This window comes from Pedobacter sp. CAN_A7, assembly GCF_015752175.1.
In the GTDB taxonomy this organism is placed as follows: Bacteria; Bacteroidota; Bacteroidia; order Sphingobacteriales; family Sphingobacteriaceae; genus Pedobacter.
On sequence record NZ_JADOUW010000005.1, the window covers coordinates 43,368 to 59,412 of the forward strand.

Here is a 16,045-nt window from a genome sequence, read left to right on the forward strand (position 1 = left end):
CCGTTTTTAGAAAGCAATAAATTTATCCATTTGCTCATTGGTAAACTTCAGGGTGTCTTCTTTAAAAAGGTCTTCGCTATTGTTCATTTCCAGTTTTATCGACGATAAGTGTAAACGTAAAGGCATCACATTTAAGTGCAGGTAACTGCTGATGCCAGCGAAATGATCGATGCCCCGGATGTTACCATATTTCCCGGAAGATATGCCCACCAGGCAGGCTTTTTTATTGTAAAAACTTGCCGGAAATTCACAGGCGTCAACAAAGGTTTTTAACACGCCTGGAAAACTGCCGTTGTATTCAGGAATAATAAAAAGAAACTTCTCTGTATTGGTCACCATTTCCTGAATCGGTTTGAAGGCCTCACTCCGTTGCCCGTAAAGATCTGTTTTTATCAGGCTGTCGGGCAATTCTTCTAAACTAAATAACCGGGTGTCCGTTCCTTTTTTCAATAAAGTTTTCTGATAATATTTCGCGATTTTCAGCGTATTACTATGTGGTCTGTTGGTGCCTGATATGATGGTTATCATGTAAAAAGTGTTAGTAATATGTTTAAAACACTTACCGCTTTGACAGCATATATGCCAATAAGTTTGTATCTTAGCTAATCATTAAAAAGTGCCTGAATTGTACAAAAATAGCATTTTTTGGTGTAATAAAACCACGAATAATTAAGCCTCAGGCAAATAATTTATAATTTTTAAAAAAATAAATGAGTAAAATTATTGCACTGGCAAATCAAAAGGGTGGAGTAGGGAAAACCACTTCATCAATTAATTTAGCCGCTAGTTTAGCTGTATTAGAGTATAAGACCTTATTAGTTGATGCAGATCCTCAGGCCAACTCGACTTCTGGAATTGGTTTCGATCCCCGAAATATAAAGAACAGTATTTACGAATGTATCATTAACGATGTAGAGCCTTCAGAAGCCATACAAAAAACAGATACCCCTAATTTAGATCTTCTTCCTGCACATATTGATTTAGTAGGTGCCGAAATTGAGATGATAAACCTGAACAGCAGGGAATACAAAATGAAGGCGGTACTGGAGAAAGTTAAAGACCAGTATGATTTTATCATTATCGATTGTTCTCCTTCCCTTGGTTTAATTACCATCAATGCCCTAACTGCCGCAGATTCTGTAATCATTCCCGTTCAATGTGAGTATTTCGCACTGGAAGGATTAGGCAAGTTATTAAATACCATCAAAATTGTTCAAACCCGCTTAAATCCTGAACTGGAAATAGAAGGCATTCTGTTAACCATGTACGATGTGCGCCTTCGCCTGTCAAACCAGGTGGTGGAAGAGGTACGTACGCACTTTCAGGACTTAGTTTTTGATACCATTATTCAACGTAACACCCGCTTAAGTGAAGCCCCTAGTTATGGTATTTCTGTGATAATGCACGATGCCAATTGCAAAGGTGCAATCAATTACCTGAACCTAGCCCGCGAGATTGTTCGTAAGAATGGCTTGCTTGGTGAAGTTGACCATTTGAAAACCGCTATATAATTATACACCATGACATCTTTTCAGCGAAAAACAGGTTTAGGTAAAGGTTTAAGTGCGCTTTTAGATGACACCGATTCCGTTCATCAACCGAAAGGTTCCAAGAACGTTCCCAGCCACCAGACAACGATCGATCAGCGTCAGGAAAATAGCATTGGCGATATTAATATCAGTGAAATTGAAACCAACCCTTTTCAGCCGCGCACAGAATTTGACCAGGTTGCTTTAAACGAACTTTCTGAGTCGATTAAAACCCAGGGCTTAATTCAACCCATAACGGTAAGAAAAATCGCTGCCAATCAATACCAGTTGATTTCTGGAGAACGCCGTTTAAGGGCTTCTAAATTGGCAGGTTTGACCCGCATCCCTTCTTATATCAGAAGTGCTAACGACCAGCAGATGCTGGAAATGGCCTTAATTGAAAATATCCAACGGGAAAACCTGAATGCCATAGAGGTGGCATTGAGCTTCCAGCGGATGATGGAAGAGTGCAACCTGAAACAAGAACAACTAGGCGAAAGGGTAGGTAAAAACAGGAGTACCGTAACGAATTACCTTCGTTTACTGAAATTGCCACCGGTGATTCAAATCTCTATTCGCGACCAGAAAATATCTATGGGCCATGCCCGAGCACTGATTAACGTGGATGGTACCGATAAACAGCTGTTCCTGCACCAGGAGATCATTGAAAAAGGTCTTTCGGTGAGGAGAGTAGAAGAACTGGTGCGCGACCTGAATAACCAGCAGCTAAAGCCTAAGTCGGCAAAAGCGGCAGCTACGGCTTCTTTTGAATATCAAAAATTACAAAAAGACCTGGCATCCAGGTTTGCTTCCAAAGTGAAGCTGAAAGTAGGACAGAATGGAAAAGGAGCAATCGAGATTCCATTCGTATCTGATGATGACTTAAACAGAATACTTGAATTGTTGGATTGGTAATGTCTAAATGCTTAAGCTTTGCGGTTTGTTTGTTTTTTGCTGCCCTGGTAGTTAAAGGACAAGAACCTATGCCAATAAAAAAAGACAGCACAACGGCTAAAATAGATACGTTGAAGCCTGCTTATATCAATCCGGGTAAAGTTGCCGGTCGTCGTGCCGCCATCCGTTCTGCTATCGTTCCGGGTATGGGACAGATAGGCAATGGGGTAACGGTTTACCGCATCGCCAAGGTGGCCGCCATTTATACTGGTGCCACATTACTCACGCTATCCTACATAGATAACAATAAAGAATATCATAGGTACCTGGAAGAGCTACAATACCGGGTTAATAACGGTGGAGTAGGTAGGCCAGGTGGAGATTTGGAGCCATACCCCACAGAGGGTTTAATCCGCGCAAAGGATACCTATGGTAGAAACCGCTGGGTAATCATCTTCTCTTTCGGCGCTTTGTACGCGGTTAACATTATTGAAGCTTATGTAGATGCCCGTTTAAAATACTTTGACGTTGGCGACGACCTTTCTTTGAAATTATCACCCAGCCTGAACATGAACTCGGGAACCATGTATGGTTACGCCGCTGCGGCTCCGGGTGTAAAACTCACGTTGAGGTTTTAAGGCTGCCGGTAGTACAAGAAGACAAAGAATTATAAAATCAAACACTGATGAAATGATCATCAGCAAATACGCATAACCAACATGAATATAGTTGACGACTGCTTAAATAGAAAATACTAAAACAATGAAACTAGCTTTACTGGGTTACGGAAAAATGGGTCAGCTGATAGAGCGTTTTGCTTTAGAGCGCGGCCATGAAGTGGTGTTGAAAGTCAACATCGATAACATCGCTGATTTAACAACCTCCAATTTACGCAAGGCCGATGTAGCCATAGACTTTAGTGCACCAGACGCTGCCCTAAGCAATATTTATGCTTGTTTTGATGCCAACATCCCGGTTGTGGTAGGTACCACAGGTTGGTATGGAGAGTTACAGCAGGTTAAAAATGACTGCCTTGGCCGTAACAATACCCTGCTTTATGGGTCAAACTTCAGTATAGGGGTTAATTTGTTTTTCCATATCAATGAAATGATGGCCAGGTTGATGAATAATTTTCCTGACTATGAAGTACAGGTGGAAGAAATTCACCATACCGAAAAACTGGATGCGCCAAGTGGTACAGCCATGACTATCGCCGAAGGTATTATCGAAAACCTTGACCGTAAAGAAGAATGGGTGAACGAAATAGAAGGAACGCCATTTGACGATGTGGTAAAAGAGGAGCAACTGTTAATCACTTCACAACGTGTTGATCAGGTTCCAGGTACACATACAGTTGTTTACAGCTCTGAGGTAGACGATATTGAGTTAAAACATACCGCCCACAGCCGTGCCGGTTTTGCATTGGGCGCAGTGATTGCCGCAGAATGGCTGCAACATAAGCAAGGTTTTTATAACATTGCTGATATCTTTAATTTTAACAAATCATAACATATGAACTATAAGTTCTGGGAAAAGAAAAAGGATACTGATCATCAGGATACTACTCCAAAGAAAAAGAAAACTAAAAGCAGAGAATGGTTTGATGCCATCCTTTTTGCTGTTGTAGCTGCCACTATCATCCGTGTATTTTTTATTGAAGCTTATACCATTCCTACCGGATCCATGGAGAAGTCTTTAAAAATTGGCGATTTCTTATTTGTTAGTAAGGTTAATTATGGTGCCCGTATCCCGATGACACCTGTTGCCTTCCCTTTTGCACACCATACCATGCCAATTACTGGTGGTAAAGCCTATTACGATGGCATACAGTGGGCTTACAAAAGATTACCTGGATTCCAGGACATAAAACGTAATGATGTAGTCGTATTTAACTTCCCAGAAGGAGATACCGTTGCTTTAGAGCAGCAAGAGCATGATTATTACGACATGATCCGTAACCTAGGCAGAGAAACGGTACACAACCAGTTTACCATCGTGGCCAGACCAGTAGATAAACGTGAAAATTATATTAAACGTTGTATCGCCATTGGTGGTGATGTGGTGAGTATGCTCAATGGAGTGGTTTCTGTAAACGGAAAACCAGAGAAACTTAAAGCAACCGGACAAACGGGTTATGCAGTAACGTTTAAAACCAGCGATGTTAACTTCCAGGTATTTGAAGACATGGGTTTTAACCTGCAGAATGACATTACCGGAATGTCGGATAACACCTATGAGTTTACCGCTACTGAAACCATGATGAATGAAGTCCGTAAACTAAACTTTGTACAATCTGTGAAAGAAAATACACAAGCTACGGGCGTACAGGAATTGTCAGTTTTTCCACATGATCCTAACAGACCGTGGAATGTAGATAATTTCGGACCGATACAGGTGCCTAAAAAAGGCTGGACCGTGAAGTTAGATAGTTTAACCCTGCCTTTATACGAAAGAAGTATCCGTGTTTACGAAGGCAATACGCTAGAAAAAGTGGGTAATGATTTCATCATCAATGGCGTTAAAACCAATAGTTATACCTTTAAAATGGATTATTACTGGATGATGGGTGATAACAGACATAACTCTCTGGATTCGCGTTACTGGGGTTTTGTACCAGAAGACCACGTGGTAGGTAAAGCCTTATTCATCTGGATGAGCTACGATACCAATGGTTCGTTCTTCAGCAAAATCAGGTGGAACAGGTTATTAAGAGGGATTCATTAAAATCCCTCTTAATAACCAAAAAATATATTTACGACAGGGACTCGATACCGAGCTTTACAGCCAGTTCGTTTAAATCTTTTACAACGGCATCCACCAAAGGGATGCCGTTTTTTTTGCGCTCAATTTCTGCGGCATATTCAGGCTCACCAGGAATAATAACTTTTTTCTCCGGATCAATGGTGCCCGAGCTTTTAAACCTTTCAATCCAGTTATCCAGGTGGTTTTTGAAATCTTCGGCAGGGCGGAAGCCATCCACACGCATGGCCCCAAAGAAGTGCCCAATGCCTTCGCCAACCGGGTCGGTTGGTGGATCTAAAAAGGCAACAAAAGGAGGAACCCATGGCCCGTAATTGGCACCCGAAAGTACTGCCGATAAAATATCTACCGTGGCGCCTAAACCATAACCTTTGTGACTGCCATGGTCTTTATCACTCCCTAAAGGCAATAAAGAACCGCCGTTTTTTAAAGTATTAGGGTCGGTAGATGATTGCCCGTTTTTATCCTGTGCCCAACCTTCCGGAATGCTTTCATTTGCACGTTGTGCAATCTCCAATTTACCATTTGCTGCGGCTGCAGTCGCCATGTCTACAATCACCGGTGGGTATTTACCAGCTGGAAAGGCATAACACATGGGGTTGGTACCCAATAAACGTTCACTGGAATACGTAGGGGCTACCAGCGGACTGGCATTAGTCATGCTGATGCCGATCATATCCTGCTCAACAGCCAGCAAAGCATGGTATCCTGCAATACCAAAGTGGTTGGAATTTTTTACCGCAACCCATCCGCTTCCATAAGTAGCTGCTTTTTCCATCGCCAATTTCATGGCAAATGGTGCCACCACTAAGCCTAAACCGCCATCACCATCTACGGTGGCCGTAGTTGCGGTTTCATGAACCACTTTAATCACAGGTTGTGCATTGATGCGTTTCTTTTCCCATAGACGTACATACCCGGTTAAACGGGCCACCCCATGCGAATCAATACCACGAAGGTCTGAACGTAACAACACATCAGCGGCCAGGTAAGCATCAGCCACACGGCAGCCCATGGTTAAAAATACCCGCTCCGTAAAAGAACGCAGTTTTTCTTCAGTAAACGTATGGAAAGTCATATCAACTAGGCGTAAAGTATCGTGAATTTATAGTCTAAAGGTTTAAAGTTTTGTAGCAAAGCATCCAGGAAATCATCACCGTATAAAACGTATAGAGGCGCTAGATTCAATACCCGCTCTTGCAGTACACCTGTAGGAAACAGCCTGCTTTTTAAACCATCAATCTGGTTCAGGGAAGTGACATGTTTGCGTTTTTCAGCACGCAACATCTTCTTCTCTAAGGTGTAGATCAGTTTGAGGGCTTTGGTTTTTGCTCCGTCGGCGGTTTGCGACAAGGTTTTGTCTATTTTATAAGCATTCAGCTTAATGTGGTCAAATATGGCTGTAATAGAACGACGCTGGTCTTCAAGCGAGAGGTCTTGACTCACATGTGCTTTAATCCATGCATTTTTTAAATCTGCATTTGCATCAAAGATGTTTTGGTGGCTAATGCCCAAAATATGCATTTTGCGTGCACTTTGCTGGTCGATCACCATCGCCGAATTCCTCAGCATCACGACGGGGAAAGGAACTTTATAAAAGTCGAAATTGCTTTTTAGCTGCAGCCAGTAGGTTAATTCTGCCCCTCCACCAATGTAAGCCAGGTTTGGCAGGATCACTTCCTGGTATACAGGGCGCATCACTACATTCGGACTAAAACGTTCGGGGTATTCATTAATTTCTTGTTGTAAACTTTCTTTAGTAAAACGGATTTCCGTATTGTTCACCAGGTAGCCATCACCATCGTTCACTAACCGCTCCCTTAACTGGTCGGTCATGTAAAAGAAGTTGATTTCCCTGGGGTTTACCTGAGGTTTATAACCAATATCCGTTAAGGCGTTATTTGCTGCACTAATATGCTCGAAGCTGTGTTGTCCGGTAATATCCTGATAAGCGATAGACGCAAACTCCTTTTTTAATTCCCGTTCATCAGCATCTATACAAACCAGTCCATGCTCCCCAAATATACCGTTTACCAGTTCACGAGTAGCAGCACTAAGAGTTTGGTGACCAGCATAAGCCTTTTCAACCAGTTCACTTAACCTTTGTCCATTTTCAGTAATGCCCAGGTAACCCTGGTAGGCTTGTAACACCTCGGCCATGTCGGGTGTAGATAAACGTCCGGTTGCACCGGCAGCCTGTTTTTCCCAGGTCAGCATTTTATCCTCTACCTTAATGTGGTTAATCTCTTCAAAATCGTGGTCTTCCGTAGCCATCCAGTATACCGGTACAAAATTATAGTCGGGATAGGCCTGCTTTAACTCTTTCGCCAGGTTAATGGCAGTCACAATTTTATAAATAAAATATAAAGGACCGGTAAAGATATTCAGCTGGTGACCTGTAGTAATCGTGAAGGTGTTTTCTGCTTTAAGCAGTTGAATATGCCCATCGAGGGCAGCAGACTTGGAGATGCCTGTATATTGCTTTTGTATAATATCGGTTAACAGTTGCCTGTTAACCGTATATTTTCTGTTATTAATCGCTTCTTTAAAGCCTGCCAGTACAGGTTTATATGCATAAAAAGGCTCAAGCGCTTCTTTTCCATCCAAGTAATCTAATACAATAGGGGAAAAGGAATTGGTTTCTTTGTAGGATATGTATTTGGCAAGCATCGGTACGAATTTAAGTTTTTATGCCATCATTCATAGTCCGCTTGTTTTATTTTACAATTTGACCATACAGATCAAAATCCTCAGCCCGGTCTATCTTCACATTTACGAAACTTCCGTTAGCAGCATAACCAGTGGCTGCATCAATAAGAACCTCATTATCTACTTCTGGAGAGTCATATTGCGTACGGCCGATAAAGTAGTCGCCTTCTTTTCTGTCTACCAACACTTTGTAAGTTTCACCAATTTTTTCCTGATTGATATCGTAAGAAATTCCTTGTTGCAGTTCCATGATGGCATCTACACGCGCTTGTTTCACTTCTTCGGGCACATCGTCAATCAGTTGGTGTGCATGGGTTTTCTCTTCATGAGAGTAGGTGAAACAACCTAACCTGTCGAAACGTGTATCTTCTACCCAACGTAACATTTCTTCAAAGTCCTGCTCGGTTTCTCCAGGGTAACCACAAATTAAAGTGGTACGCATGGCAATTCCAGGAACTTTATCCCTAATCTGGTTAACGATGTCGATGGTTTTTTGTTTAGTAATACCACGACGCATAGATTTCAACATATTGTCAGTAATATGCTGTAAAGGCATATCCAGGTATTTACATATGTTTTCTCTTTCATTCATGGCATCCAAAATTTCCATTGGGAAACCAGAAGGGTAAGCATACTGCAACCTGATCCACTCAATACCCGGTACATCAGATAAGCGACGTAACAACTCATCCAAATTACGTTTGCCGTAAATATCCAGTCCGTAGTACGTTAAGTCCTGTGCAATTAAAATCAGTTCCTTGGTTCCGTTAGCAGCTAGTATCTTTGCTTCGTTCACCAGTTCATTCATGTCGCGGGAAACATGTTTACCACGCATCAACGGAATGGCGCAAAAAGAGCAGGGGCGGTTACAGCCTTCTGCAATTTTAAAATAAGCAAAGTGAGAAGGAGTGGTTAACAAACGTTCGCCAATCAGCTCATGTTTGTAGTTAGCACCTAAAGAGTGCAGGATGTTATTTAAATCGTTGGTACCAAAAAAGGCATCAACATTGGTTATTTCAGCTTCCAGTTCAGGTTTGTAGCGTTCCGATAAACAGCCGGTCACAATAACCTTGGCTACTTTACCTTCCTCTTTCAGCGCACTATATTGTAAAATGGTATCAATAGACTCCTGTTTGGCATTGTCGATAAAACCACAGGTGTTGATCACCACGATATCGTCTTTGTCCATGGTATCCGATTCATGAACAACATCCATGCTGTTTCCACGTAGCTGCCCCATTAAAACCTCCGAATCGTAGATGTTTTTAGAGCATCCCAGGGTAATCACATTTACCTTAGGTTTTTTTACGGGAATTATTTTGGAAGTAACTTTAGTATTCATGAATTGTTTTTTAATAATTTAGTTGAACAAGCTGTCTACAAAAGCTTTTTTATCAAATAGCTGGAGGTCGTTCACGCCTTCACCTACACCAATATATTTAACTGGAATTTTAAACTGGTCAGAAATACCAATCACGACACCACCTTTTGCTGTACCATCTAATTTGGTAATGGCTAAAGCATTTACGTCTGTGGCATCGGTAAATTGTTTACACTGTTCAAAAGCATTCTGGCCTGTAGAGCCATCCAATACCAACAGAATTTCATGCGGTGCATTCGGTATTACCTTTTGCATCACATTCTTAATTTTACCTAACTCGTTCATCAGGCCTATTTTATTGTGTAAACGACCAGCAGTATCAATAATCACCACATCCTCTTTATTGGCCACTGCCGATTGAAGCGTGTCGAAAGCAACGGAAGCAGGATCAGAACCCATGGCTTGTGCAACCACACGTACGCCAACACGTTCACCCCACAATTTAATCTGTTCTACTGCTGCTGCTCGAAAAGTATCAGCCGCACCAAGTACCACTTTAAGGTTTTCCGCTTTAAGTTTATGTGCCAATTTACCAATGGTGGTCGTTTTACCTACACCATTAACGCCAACCACCATAATTACGTATGGTTTATGATCGCCGTATTCAAATTTGCGAAAATCGTTACTGTTGTTCTCTGCAAGTAGCAGTTGAATTTCCTCCCTTAACAGGCGGTGTAGTTCTGAAGTTGATAAGTATTTATCCTTCGCTACGCGGTCCTGTATGCGGTCAATTATTTTCAGAGTTGTGGAAACACCGACGTCCGAAGTCACCAGTACTTCTTCCAGGTTATCGAGAACATCATCGTCTACGGTAGATTTACCAGCAACAGCTTTCGTAATCTTACTTAAAAAACCATTCTTAGTTTTCTCTAATCCCCTGTCTAAAGCCTCTTGAGCTTCAGGAGCAGTCTCCTTTTTTTTAAAAAAATCAAATAAACCCATACGGAATGTTTAGAAAAACAAAAAAAGCCCTCCCATAGTTAAGGGACGGCTCTAATATTATAGAATATTGAGATTACTTACCTGATTGAGGTCCAGCAATAGCATCTTTAACGTGTTCGTTATGAACAATGATTTCTTTGAAAGAGTAAGCACCAGATTTTGGTGATTTAGTCATTGTGATAACTTTCGAATACTCTTTTCCATTTCCCGTTTTAAGGGTTGCAACTACTTTTTTTGCCATGATCTAAATAGATTGTATTTAGTGAAATACTAAACGTATTACTTAATTTCTTTGTGTACAGTTACTTTTTTCAATACTGGATTGAATTTTTTCAATTCTAATCTCTCAGTAGTGTTTTTACGGTTTTTAGTAGAGATATATCTAGACATACCAGGCATGCCACTTGTTTTATGCTCCGTACACTCTAGAATAACTTGTACTCTGTTACCTTTCTTTGCCATTTTATTATAATTGTTAGTCGGTTAATACCGGCTTTTGTTTTTACAAAAATCCTTTTTTCACGAAGCGGTTGATTGCTTCTGTAATACCAATTTTATTGATGGTTTTGATAGCTGAAGTAGAAACTTTCAGTGTTATCCAACGATCTTCTTCAGGAATAAAAAATTTCTGAAGTTGTAAGTTCGGGTAAAACTTACGTTTAGTTTTAACGTTTGAGTGAGAAACATTGAAACCCGACATTGCTTTTTTACCGGTTAAATCACAAACTCTAGACATGCCTTTAAATATATGTTGTTAATTATTAGTCGCTTAATTTTTTAAGAGTGTGCAAATATCCAAATAATATTTGTAACCGTCAAGCCGGTACATCATATTTTTAAAAATAATGTTTTATCCCTCGCACAAAAGCGTTTTTTGCTTCGCTGCAAAGCTAATCATCTGGAGTTAAAATCTGCTATAAACTTTACATAACTTTTTATAAAAGCTATATTTGAGTTTTGCAAACTGAATTATCGAGCCACATGATACAAATTAACACCAAAGAGGACTACCAAAGGAGTTACCAGTTTAGTATAGAACAGCCAGAAGAATTCTGGGCAGGCATTGCCAATACTTTTCAATGGAGAAAGAAATGGGATAAAGTATTATCCTGGAATTTTAAAGAACCCAATATTAAATGGTTCGAGGGTGGTAAATTAAACATTACCGAAAATTGCCTGGACCGGCACCTGGAAAAAAATGGCAATAAACCAGCCATCATCTGGGAATCAAACGACCCGGAAAAACCTAGTATTACCCTCACCTACAAAATATTACACGAGCAGGTGTGCCGCTTTGCCAATGTACTTAAAAAGAACAATGTGCAAAAAGGCGACCGCATCTGTATCTATATGCCCATGGTGCCCGAGCTGGCCATTGCCGTCTTAGCCTGTGCCCGTATTGGCGCCGTACACTCCGTGGTGTTTGGTGGTTTCTCTGCCAAATCCATTGCCGATCGTATTAATGATGCGGAATGTAAACTAGTGATTACGGCCGACGGATCTTTCCGTGGTAATAAACAAATTCAGTTAAAAGAAGTGATCGACGATGCCTTGATTGGCTGTCCTACGGTGGAGAAAGTTATCGTGTTAACCCATACCCGCACGCCGGTATCCATGTTAAAAGGGCGCGACCTTTGGTTTGAAGATGAGTTGAAATTAGTAGATACCCATTGCCCGGCTGAAGAAATGGATGCCGAAGACCTGCTGTTTATTCTTTACACCTCAGGTTCTACAGGCAAACCTAAAGGGGTAGCCCACACGGTGGGTGGTTATATGGTTTATGCAGGTTACACTTTTTCCAATGTGTTTAATTACCAGCCTGATGAGGTGTTTTTCTGCACTGCTGACATAGGCTGGATCACCGGACATTCATACATCGTTTATGGTCCGCTTTCACAAGGGGCTACCACCTTAATGTTTGAAGGCATACCTACTTACCCTACACCTTCCCGTTTGTGGGAAGTGGTAGACAAACATCAAGTCAATATTTTATACACCGCACCAACCGCTATACGCTCCTTAATGAGTTTTGGTACTACACCATTGGATGGCGCCGATTTAAGTTCTCTGCGGGTCTTAGGGTCGGTTGGAGAGCCTATTAACGAAGAAGCATGGCATTGGTTTGATCAGAATATTGGTAAAGGGGAGAGCCCGATTGTGGATACCTGGTGGCAAACCGAAACTGGGGGCATCATGATTTCACCTGTTGCTTTTGTTACCGACACCAAACCGGGTTATGCTACCTTGCCTTTACCAGGCGTACAACCGGTATTAGTAGATGAGCAGGGCCAGTTAATTGAAGGCAATGGGGTGAGTGGAAACCTGTGTATCAAGTTCCCATGGCCTGGCATGTTGCGTACCCTTTACAAGGATCACGAACGTTGTCGCCTAACTTATTTCTCTACTTATGAGAACCTTTATTTTACCGGCGATGGTTGCTTGCGCGATGAAGATGGTTATTACAAAATTACCGGCAGGGTAGATGATGTGATCAATGTATCCGGTCACCGGATTGGTACTGCCGAAGTAGAAAATGCCATTAACATGCATGCTGGTGTAGTAGAAAGTGCGGTGGTTGGTTTTCCACATGATGTGAAGGGACAAGGGATATATGCCTTTGTGATCTACCCCAATACGCATGGCGATGACGAATTGACGCGTAAGGATATTTTGCAAACCGTTACCCGTGTTATTGGGGCCATTGCTAAACCCGACAAGATTTTATTCGTGACCGGCTTGCCAAAAACACGCTCAGGAAAAATCATGCGCCGCATCTTGCGCAAGATTGCTGAGGGCGATGTTTCCAACCTCGGCGATACCACTACTTTGCTTGATCCGGCGGTGGTTGATGAGATATTGGCCAGTGCAAAAAAACTTTAAAACAAACATTTTCGGGGTATAGGTGTTTTATTGACAGTAAATACGATTGTTAAACTTAAAATATACTATCATGGATAAGTTAGAATTAAAAGGAAAATGGAATGAAATGAAGGGTAAAGTTAAACAAGCATACGGAGATCTTTCGGATGATGATTTGACTTATCAGGAAGGACAAGAAGATGAATTGTATGGAAGATTACAACAGAAAACTGGTAAAACCAGAGAAGAAGTTGTAGACTGGTTAAGATCTTTGTAATCAACATCTTTATACGTTACCAATATTCATAAACGTATAATTAAATATAGTAAATAAAAGGGGCTGTATCATTTGCAAAATGATCAGCCCCTTTTTAGTTTAAAGAAATTCGACATTGATTCTGCTAGAATATAAGTTGTAAACAACTAGCATGTATGATGTATCCGTGTTTTTCCAGGAAAACATATATTCAACACGGATTCATGTCGTATTCATCTCGCTTTCAGGTGTAGCTTGTGTGGGGTCAAAATCAGGAGATTTTGCTGGAAATCCATTGCTTGTCTTTAACTCGCGGTAATGTATATTTCGTTATTACAATAATAAATTCTGCTGTTAGAAAACTAACAGGTGGTGAGCAAATCACCAGGTGCATGCGGTGTCATTTAGAAAGACAGTGCCTGTCGTAATGATTAATGGGAAAGGCTTATTTGCTTTTTCTTCCACTGAAAAATCAAGCCAGGACCAACCACAATTACTAATAAATCTTGTATTTTTGTTTTTTCCACCCATAAGATTATCCCTTATACAGCATATTTTTCCATGAAGAAACAACAAACAAGACCAAATATATTAGTCGTAAACGATGATGGTATTACTGCGCCGGGCATCAAGAATTTAATTGAAGTGATGCAGGAGTTGGGTAATGTTGTGGTAGTGGCACCCGATGGTCCACAATCGGGCATGGGGCACGCCATCACCATTGGAAAACCATTACGTTTTGACAAAGTTGATTTATACGAAGGTGTAGAAATGTATAAATGTTCGGGAACACCGGTCGACTGTGTAAAATTGGCGGTTAATAAAATTTTTAAAGGTAAAAAACCAGATTTATGTGTATCCGGCATTAATCATGGTTTAAACAACTCCATCAATGTTATTTATTCAGGTACCATGTCGGCAGCCATGGAAGGTGCTATAGAAAGCATTCCCTCCGTAGGTTTTTCACTGGATGATTTTTCTCAGGAAGCTGATTTTGAGCCTTGTAAGAAATTTGTGAAAATCATATGTGAGCAGGTGCTGGAACATGGTTTACCTGCAGCGACCTTACTGAACGTAAATTTCCCGAAAGATGGCGGACAAAAAGGAATCAAAGTGTGTAGACAGGCCAACGCCAAATGGGCGGAGGAATTTGATGAACGTGAAGATCCACATGCAAGAAAATATTATTGGTTAACTGGTGTATTCCAGAATTACGATAAAGGAGAGGATACAGATGTTTGGGCATTGGATCATGGTTATGTATCGGTAGTGCCGGTACAGTTTGATTTAACGGCACACCACGCTATTCCAGTATTAAATACATGGTCGTTTAATGATTAAAAAATTAACGGATACCGTGTGGACGGGCTTTAGTATCGGCTTGCTGGTGCCGGGTGTACTGGTTGGCATCACCTGGTTTGTGATGCAGCAGGTATCGTACCTGGCGAAAGCCGATCTGCTGCTTATTGGCTGTATTGGTGTTAACGCTGTGCTGTTAAAATATTTTTTCAAACAAAATAAAGAAAACATAGGCCGCGGCCTATTAGGGGCCACCTTTATCTGGGGCCTTGCTTTTTTTATTTATAAAGTGCGTCAATAATGCGGTATTATTTAGTAGCAGGGGAGGCTTCGGGCGATTTACATGGTGCCAATTTAATGCGGGCGCTAAAGGCACAGGATGCCGATGCGGAGTTCCGGTATTTTGGCGGCGACAAGATGAAAGCTGAGGGCGGCGAGCTGGTAAAACACTATTCTGATATGGCCTATATGGGTTTTGTGGAGGTAATGCTCAACCTGCGCACCATCCTTAAAAACATGAAAACCTGCAAAAATGATATCCTGGAACACCGTCCTGACGCCTTGATTTTAATTGATTTCCCGGGTTTTAACCTAAAAATTGCCGAATTTGCGGAAGCAGAGGGCATCCGCGTATTTTATTACATTTCACCTAAAGTCTGGGCCTGGAACCAAAAAAGGGTATTAAAGATTAAAAAGGTGGTCGACAGGCTCTTTTGTATTTTACCCTTTGAGGTGGCTTTTTACAAAAGCTGGGGCATGGATGTGGACTATGTAGGCAATCCGCTGCTCGATGAAATTGCCAGGTTTACGCCTGACACCACCTTCAGGGCTCAGCACCAGTTAACGGAACAGCGTATTATTGCTTTATTACCGGGAAGCCGTGTGCAGGAAATTGAACGGCTGTTGCCGGTGATGTTAAGCTTAACCGAGCAACTACCCGGTTATCAATTTGTGGTGGCGGCGGCTCCTGCTTTTACAGCCGACTATTACCAACAGTTCATTGGTTCAAAGAAAGTAAAACTGGTTTTTAACCAGACTTACGACCTTTTGCATCATGCACAGGCGGCGGTAGTGGCCTCGGGTACGGCGAACCTGGAAACAGCATTGCTTAAAATACCACAGGTGGTGGTGTATAAAGGGAGTCCGATATCCATCGCCATTGCTCGTATGGTGATTAAAATCAGGTTTATTTCACTAGTTAACCTCATCATGGATAGAAAGGTGGTGGAAGAGCTGATCCAGGAGGATTGTAACCCTACGAAGGTATTTCAGCACCTGGAGCCTTTACTCGATGGCCCTGAGCGTGTGCAGCAGCTGGCGGATTATGAGGCCTTAGCCAAGCTTATGGGAGAGCCTGGTGCGTCGGGTAGAACAGCTAGTTTGATTCTGGAGAATTTGGGTGATGTTTAATTATAT

At 41.5% G+C, this 16,045-nt stretch carries 18 protein-coding genes; 10 read left to right on the plus strand and 8 right to left on the minus strand.

Annotated features, from left to right (window positions below):
- Window positions 1–6: 6 nt before the first annotated feature.
- The gene (locus IWX76_RS16870; RefSeq protein ID WP_196861210.1) at window positions 7–528 is read right to left on the minus strand and encodes an NADPH-dependent FMN reductase; all 522 of its coding nucleotides are present in this window, start codon (window positions 526–528) and stop codon (window positions 7–9) included.
- 182 nt (window positions 529–710) lie between these two features.
- Between IWX76_RS16870 and IWX76_RS16875 the strand changes: the two genes are divergently transcribed.
- The 5 genes from IWX76_RS16875 (at window position 711) to lepB (ending at window position 5,147) form a co-directional block, all read left to right on the plus strand.
- The gene (locus IWX76_RS16875) at window positions 711–1,511 is read left to right on the plus strand and encodes a ParA family protein (protein WP_196861211.1); all 801 of its coding nucleotides are present in this window, start codon (window positions 711–713) and stop codon (window positions 1,509–1,511) included.
- Between the two features lie 9 nt (window positions 1,512–1,520).
- Window positions 1,521–2,444 (plus strand): ParB/RepB/Spo0J family partition protein, encoded by a 924-nt coding sequence (locus IWX76_RS16880; RefSeq protein WP_196861212.1) that lies wholly within the window; start codon window positions 1,521–1,523, stop codon window positions 2,442–2,444.
- Window positions 2,444–3,061, plus strand: coding sequence for a DUF5683 domain-containing protein (locus IWX76_RS16885; RefSeq protein ID WP_196861213.1), 618 nt, complete (start codon window positions 2,444–2,446; stop codon window positions 3,059–3,061). The genes IWX76_RS16880 and IWX76_RS16885 overlap by 1 nt, the downstream gene beginning before the upstream one ends.
- A 124-nt stretch (window positions 3,062–3,185) precedes the next feature.
- Window positions 3,186–3,932, plus strand: a complete 747-nt coding sequence (dapB, locus tag IWX76_RS16890) for a 4-hydroxy-tetrahydrodipicolinate reductase (protein ID WP_196861214.1) — start codon at window positions 3,186–3,188, stop codon at window positions 3,930–3,932.
- 3 nt (window positions 3,933–3,935) lie between these two features.
- On the plus strand, window positions 3,936–5,147 hold the full coding sequence (gene lepB, locus IWX76_RS16895; RefSeq protein ID WP_196861215.1) for a signal peptidase I: 1,212 nt from the start codon (window positions 3,936–3,938) through the stop codon (window positions 5,145–5,147).
- Between the two features lie 28 nt (window positions 5,148–5,175).
- Here lepB and IWX76_RS16900 read toward each other — a convergent pair whose 3' ends face one another.
- The 7 genes from IWX76_RS16900 to rpmB all read right to left on the minus strand — a co-directional run bounded on the left by IWX76_RS16900 (window position 5,176) and on the right by rpmB (window position 10,951).
- Window positions 5,176–6,261, minus strand: coding sequence for an Ldh family oxidoreductase (locus IWX76_RS16900; RefSeq protein ID WP_196861216.1), 1,086 nt, complete (start codon window positions 6,259–6,261; stop codon window positions 5,176–5,178).
- A 5-nt stretch (window positions 6,262–6,266) separates the two neighbouring features.
- Entirely contained in the window at window positions 6,267–7,853 is a 1,587-nt protein-coding gene (gene bshC, locus IWX76_RS16905) for a bacillithiol biosynthesis cysteine-adding enzyme BshC (RefSeq protein ID WP_196861217.1), read from the minus strand.
- A 46-nt stretch (window positions 7,854–7,899) separates the two neighbouring features.
- On the minus strand, window positions 7,900–9,234 hold the full coding sequence (gene rimO / locus IWX76_RS16910; RefSeq protein ID WP_196861218.1) for a 30S ribosomal protein S12 methylthiotransferase RimO: 1,335 nt from the start codon (window positions 9,232–9,234) through the stop codon (window positions 7,900–7,902).
- A gap of 18 nt (window positions 9,235–9,252) precedes the next feature.
- Window positions 9,253–10,215: a signal recognition particle-docking protein FtsY gene (gene ftsY / locus IWX76_RS16915; RefSeq protein WP_196861219.1), complete on the minus strand. Its 963-nt coding sequence runs from the start codon at window positions 10,213–10,215 to the stop codon at window positions 9,253–9,255.
- Between the two features lie 73 nt (window positions 10,216–10,288).
- On the minus strand, window positions 10,289–10,456 hold the full coding sequence (locus IWX76_RS16920) for a DUF4295 domain-containing protein (RefSeq protein ID WP_196861220.1): 168 nt from the start codon (window positions 10,454–10,456) through the stop codon (window positions 10,289–10,291).
- Window positions 10,457–10,494: 38 nt separating this feature from the next.
- Window positions 10,495–10,677 (minus strand): 50S ribosomal protein L33, encoded by a 183-nt coding sequence (gene rpmG, locus IWX76_RS16925; RefSeq protein ID WP_008242799.1) that lies wholly within the window; start codon window positions 10,675–10,677, stop codon window positions 10,495–10,497.
- A 40-nt stretch (window positions 10,678–10,717) separates the two neighbouring features.
- Window positions 10,718–10,951 carry a 50S ribosomal protein L28 gene (gene rpmB / locus IWX76_RS16930; RefSeq protein ID WP_196861221.1) on the minus strand — a complete coding sequence of 78 codons (234 nt, stop codon included), beginning with the start codon at window positions 10,949–10,951 and terminating at the stop codon, window positions 10,718–10,720.
- Between the two features lie 245 nt (window positions 10,952–11,196).
- Between rpmB and acs the strand changes: the two genes are divergently transcribed.
- The 5 genes from acs (at window position 11,197) to lpxB (ending at window position 16,039) form a co-directional block, all read left to right on the plus strand.
- Window positions 11,197–13,095 carry an acetate--CoA ligase gene (gene acs / locus IWX76_RS16935; protein ID WP_196861222.1) on the plus strand — a complete coding sequence of 633 codons (1,899 nt, stop codon included), beginning with the start codon at window positions 11,197–11,199 and terminating at the stop codon, window positions 13,093–13,095.
- 70 nt (window positions 13,096–13,165) lie between these two features.
- Complete coding sequence (locus IWX76_RS16940; RefSeq protein WP_196861223.1) at window positions 13,166–13,351, plus strand: CsbD family protein; 186 nt, start codon at window positions 13,166–13,168, stop codon at window positions 13,349–13,351.
- Window positions 13,352–13,891: 540 nt separating this feature from the next.
- A complete protein-coding gene (gene surE, locus IWX76_RS16945) occupies window positions 13,892–14,671 on the plus strand; it encodes a 5'/3'-nucleotidase SurE (protein ID WP_196861224.1) in 780 nt (259 codons plus the stop codon).
- Window positions 14,664–14,930: a stationary phase survival protein SurE gene (locus IWX76_RS16950; protein ID WP_196861225.1), complete on the plus strand. Its 267-nt coding sequence runs from the start codon at window positions 14,664–14,666 to the stop codon at window positions 14,928–14,930. The genes surE and IWX76_RS16950 overlap by 8 nt, the downstream gene beginning before the upstream one ends.
- Window positions 14,930–16,039, plus strand: a complete 1,110-nt coding sequence (gene lpxB / locus IWX76_RS16955; RefSeq protein WP_196861226.1) for a lipid-A-disaccharide synthase — start codon at window positions 14,930–14,932, stop codon at window positions 16,037–16,039. The genes IWX76_RS16950 and lpxB overlap by 1 nt, the downstream gene beginning before the upstream one ends.
- The last annotated feature ends 6 nt before the right edge of the window (window positions 16,040–16,045 follow it).

What these genes read in the sequence shown, in the direction of transcription:
- IWX76_RS16880 (WP_196861212.1), top strand. Translation starts at nt 1,521, where the DNA reads ATGACATCTTTTCAGCGAAAAACAGGTTTAGGTAAAGGTTTAAGTGCG.
- IWX76_RS16870 (WP_196861210.1), bottom strand. Translation starts at nt 528, where the DNA reads ATGATAACCATCATATCAGGCACCAACAGACCACATAGTAATACGCTG.
- lepB (WP_196861215.1), top strand. Translation starts at nt 3,936, where the DNA reads ATGAACTATAAGTTCTGGGAAAAGAAAAAGGATACTGATCATCAGGAT.
- IWX76_RS16950 (WP_196861225.1), top strand. Translation starts at nt 14,664, where the DNA reads ATGATTAAAAAATTAACGGATACCGTGTGGACGGGCTTTAGTATCGGC.
- dapB (WP_196861214.1), top strand. Translation starts at nt 3,186, where the DNA reads ATGAAACTAGCTTTACTGGGTTACGGAAAAATGGGTCAGCTGATAGAG.
- IWX76_RS16875 (WP_196861211.1), top strand. Translation starts at nt 711, where the DNA reads ATGAGTAAAATTATTGCACTGGCAAATCAAAAGGGTGGAGTAGGGAAA.
- IWX76_RS16940 (WP_196861223.1), top strand. Translation starts at nt 13,166, where the DNA reads ATGGATAAGTTAGAATTAAAAGGAAAATGGAATGAAATGAAGGGTAAA.
- rpmG (WP_008242799.1), bottom strand. Translation starts at nt 10,677, where the DNA reads ATGGCAAAGAAAGGTAACAGAGTACAAGTTATTCTAGAGTGTACGGAG.
- IWX76_RS16885 (WP_196861213.1), top strand. Translation starts at nt 2,444, where the DNA reads ATGTCTAAATGCTTAAGCTTTGCGGTTTGTTTGTTTTTTGCTGCCCTG.
- IWX76_RS16900 (WP_196861216.1), bottom strand. Translation starts at nt 6,261, where the DNA reads ATGACTTTCCATACGTTTACTGAAGAAAAACTGCGTTCTTTTACGGAG.
- surE (WP_196861224.1), top strand. Translation starts at nt 13,892, where the DNA reads ATGAAGAAACAACAAACAAGACCAAATATATTAGTCGTAAACGATGAT.
- rpmB (WP_196861221.1), bottom strand. Translation starts at nt 10,951, where the DNA reads ATGTCTAGAGTTTGTGATTTAACCGGTAAAAAAGCAATGTCGGGTTTC.
- bshC (WP_196861217.1), bottom strand. Translation starts at nt 7,853, where the DNA reads ATGCTTGCCAAATACATATCCTACAAAGAAACCAATTCCTTTTCCCCT.
- rimO (WP_196861218.1), bottom strand. Translation starts at nt 9,234, where the DNA reads ATGAATACTAAAGTTACTTCCAAAATAATTCCCGTAAAAAAACCTAAG.
- lpxB (WP_196861226.1), top strand. Translation starts at nt 14,930, where the DNA reads ATGCGGTATTATTTAGTAGCAGGGGAGGCTTCGGGCGATTTACATGGT.
- ftsY (WP_196861219.1), bottom strand. Translation starts at nt 10,215, where the DNA reads ATGGGTTTATTTGATTTTTTTAAAAAAAAGGAGACTGCTCCTGAAGCT.
- IWX76_RS16920 (WP_196861220.1), bottom strand. Translation starts at nt 10,456, where the DNA reads ATGGCAAAAAAAGTAGTTGCAACCCTTAAAACGGGAAATGGAAAAGAG.
- acs (WP_196861222.1), top strand. Translation starts at nt 11,197, where the DNA reads ATGATACAAATTAACACCAAAGAGGACTACCAAAGGAGTTACCAGTTT.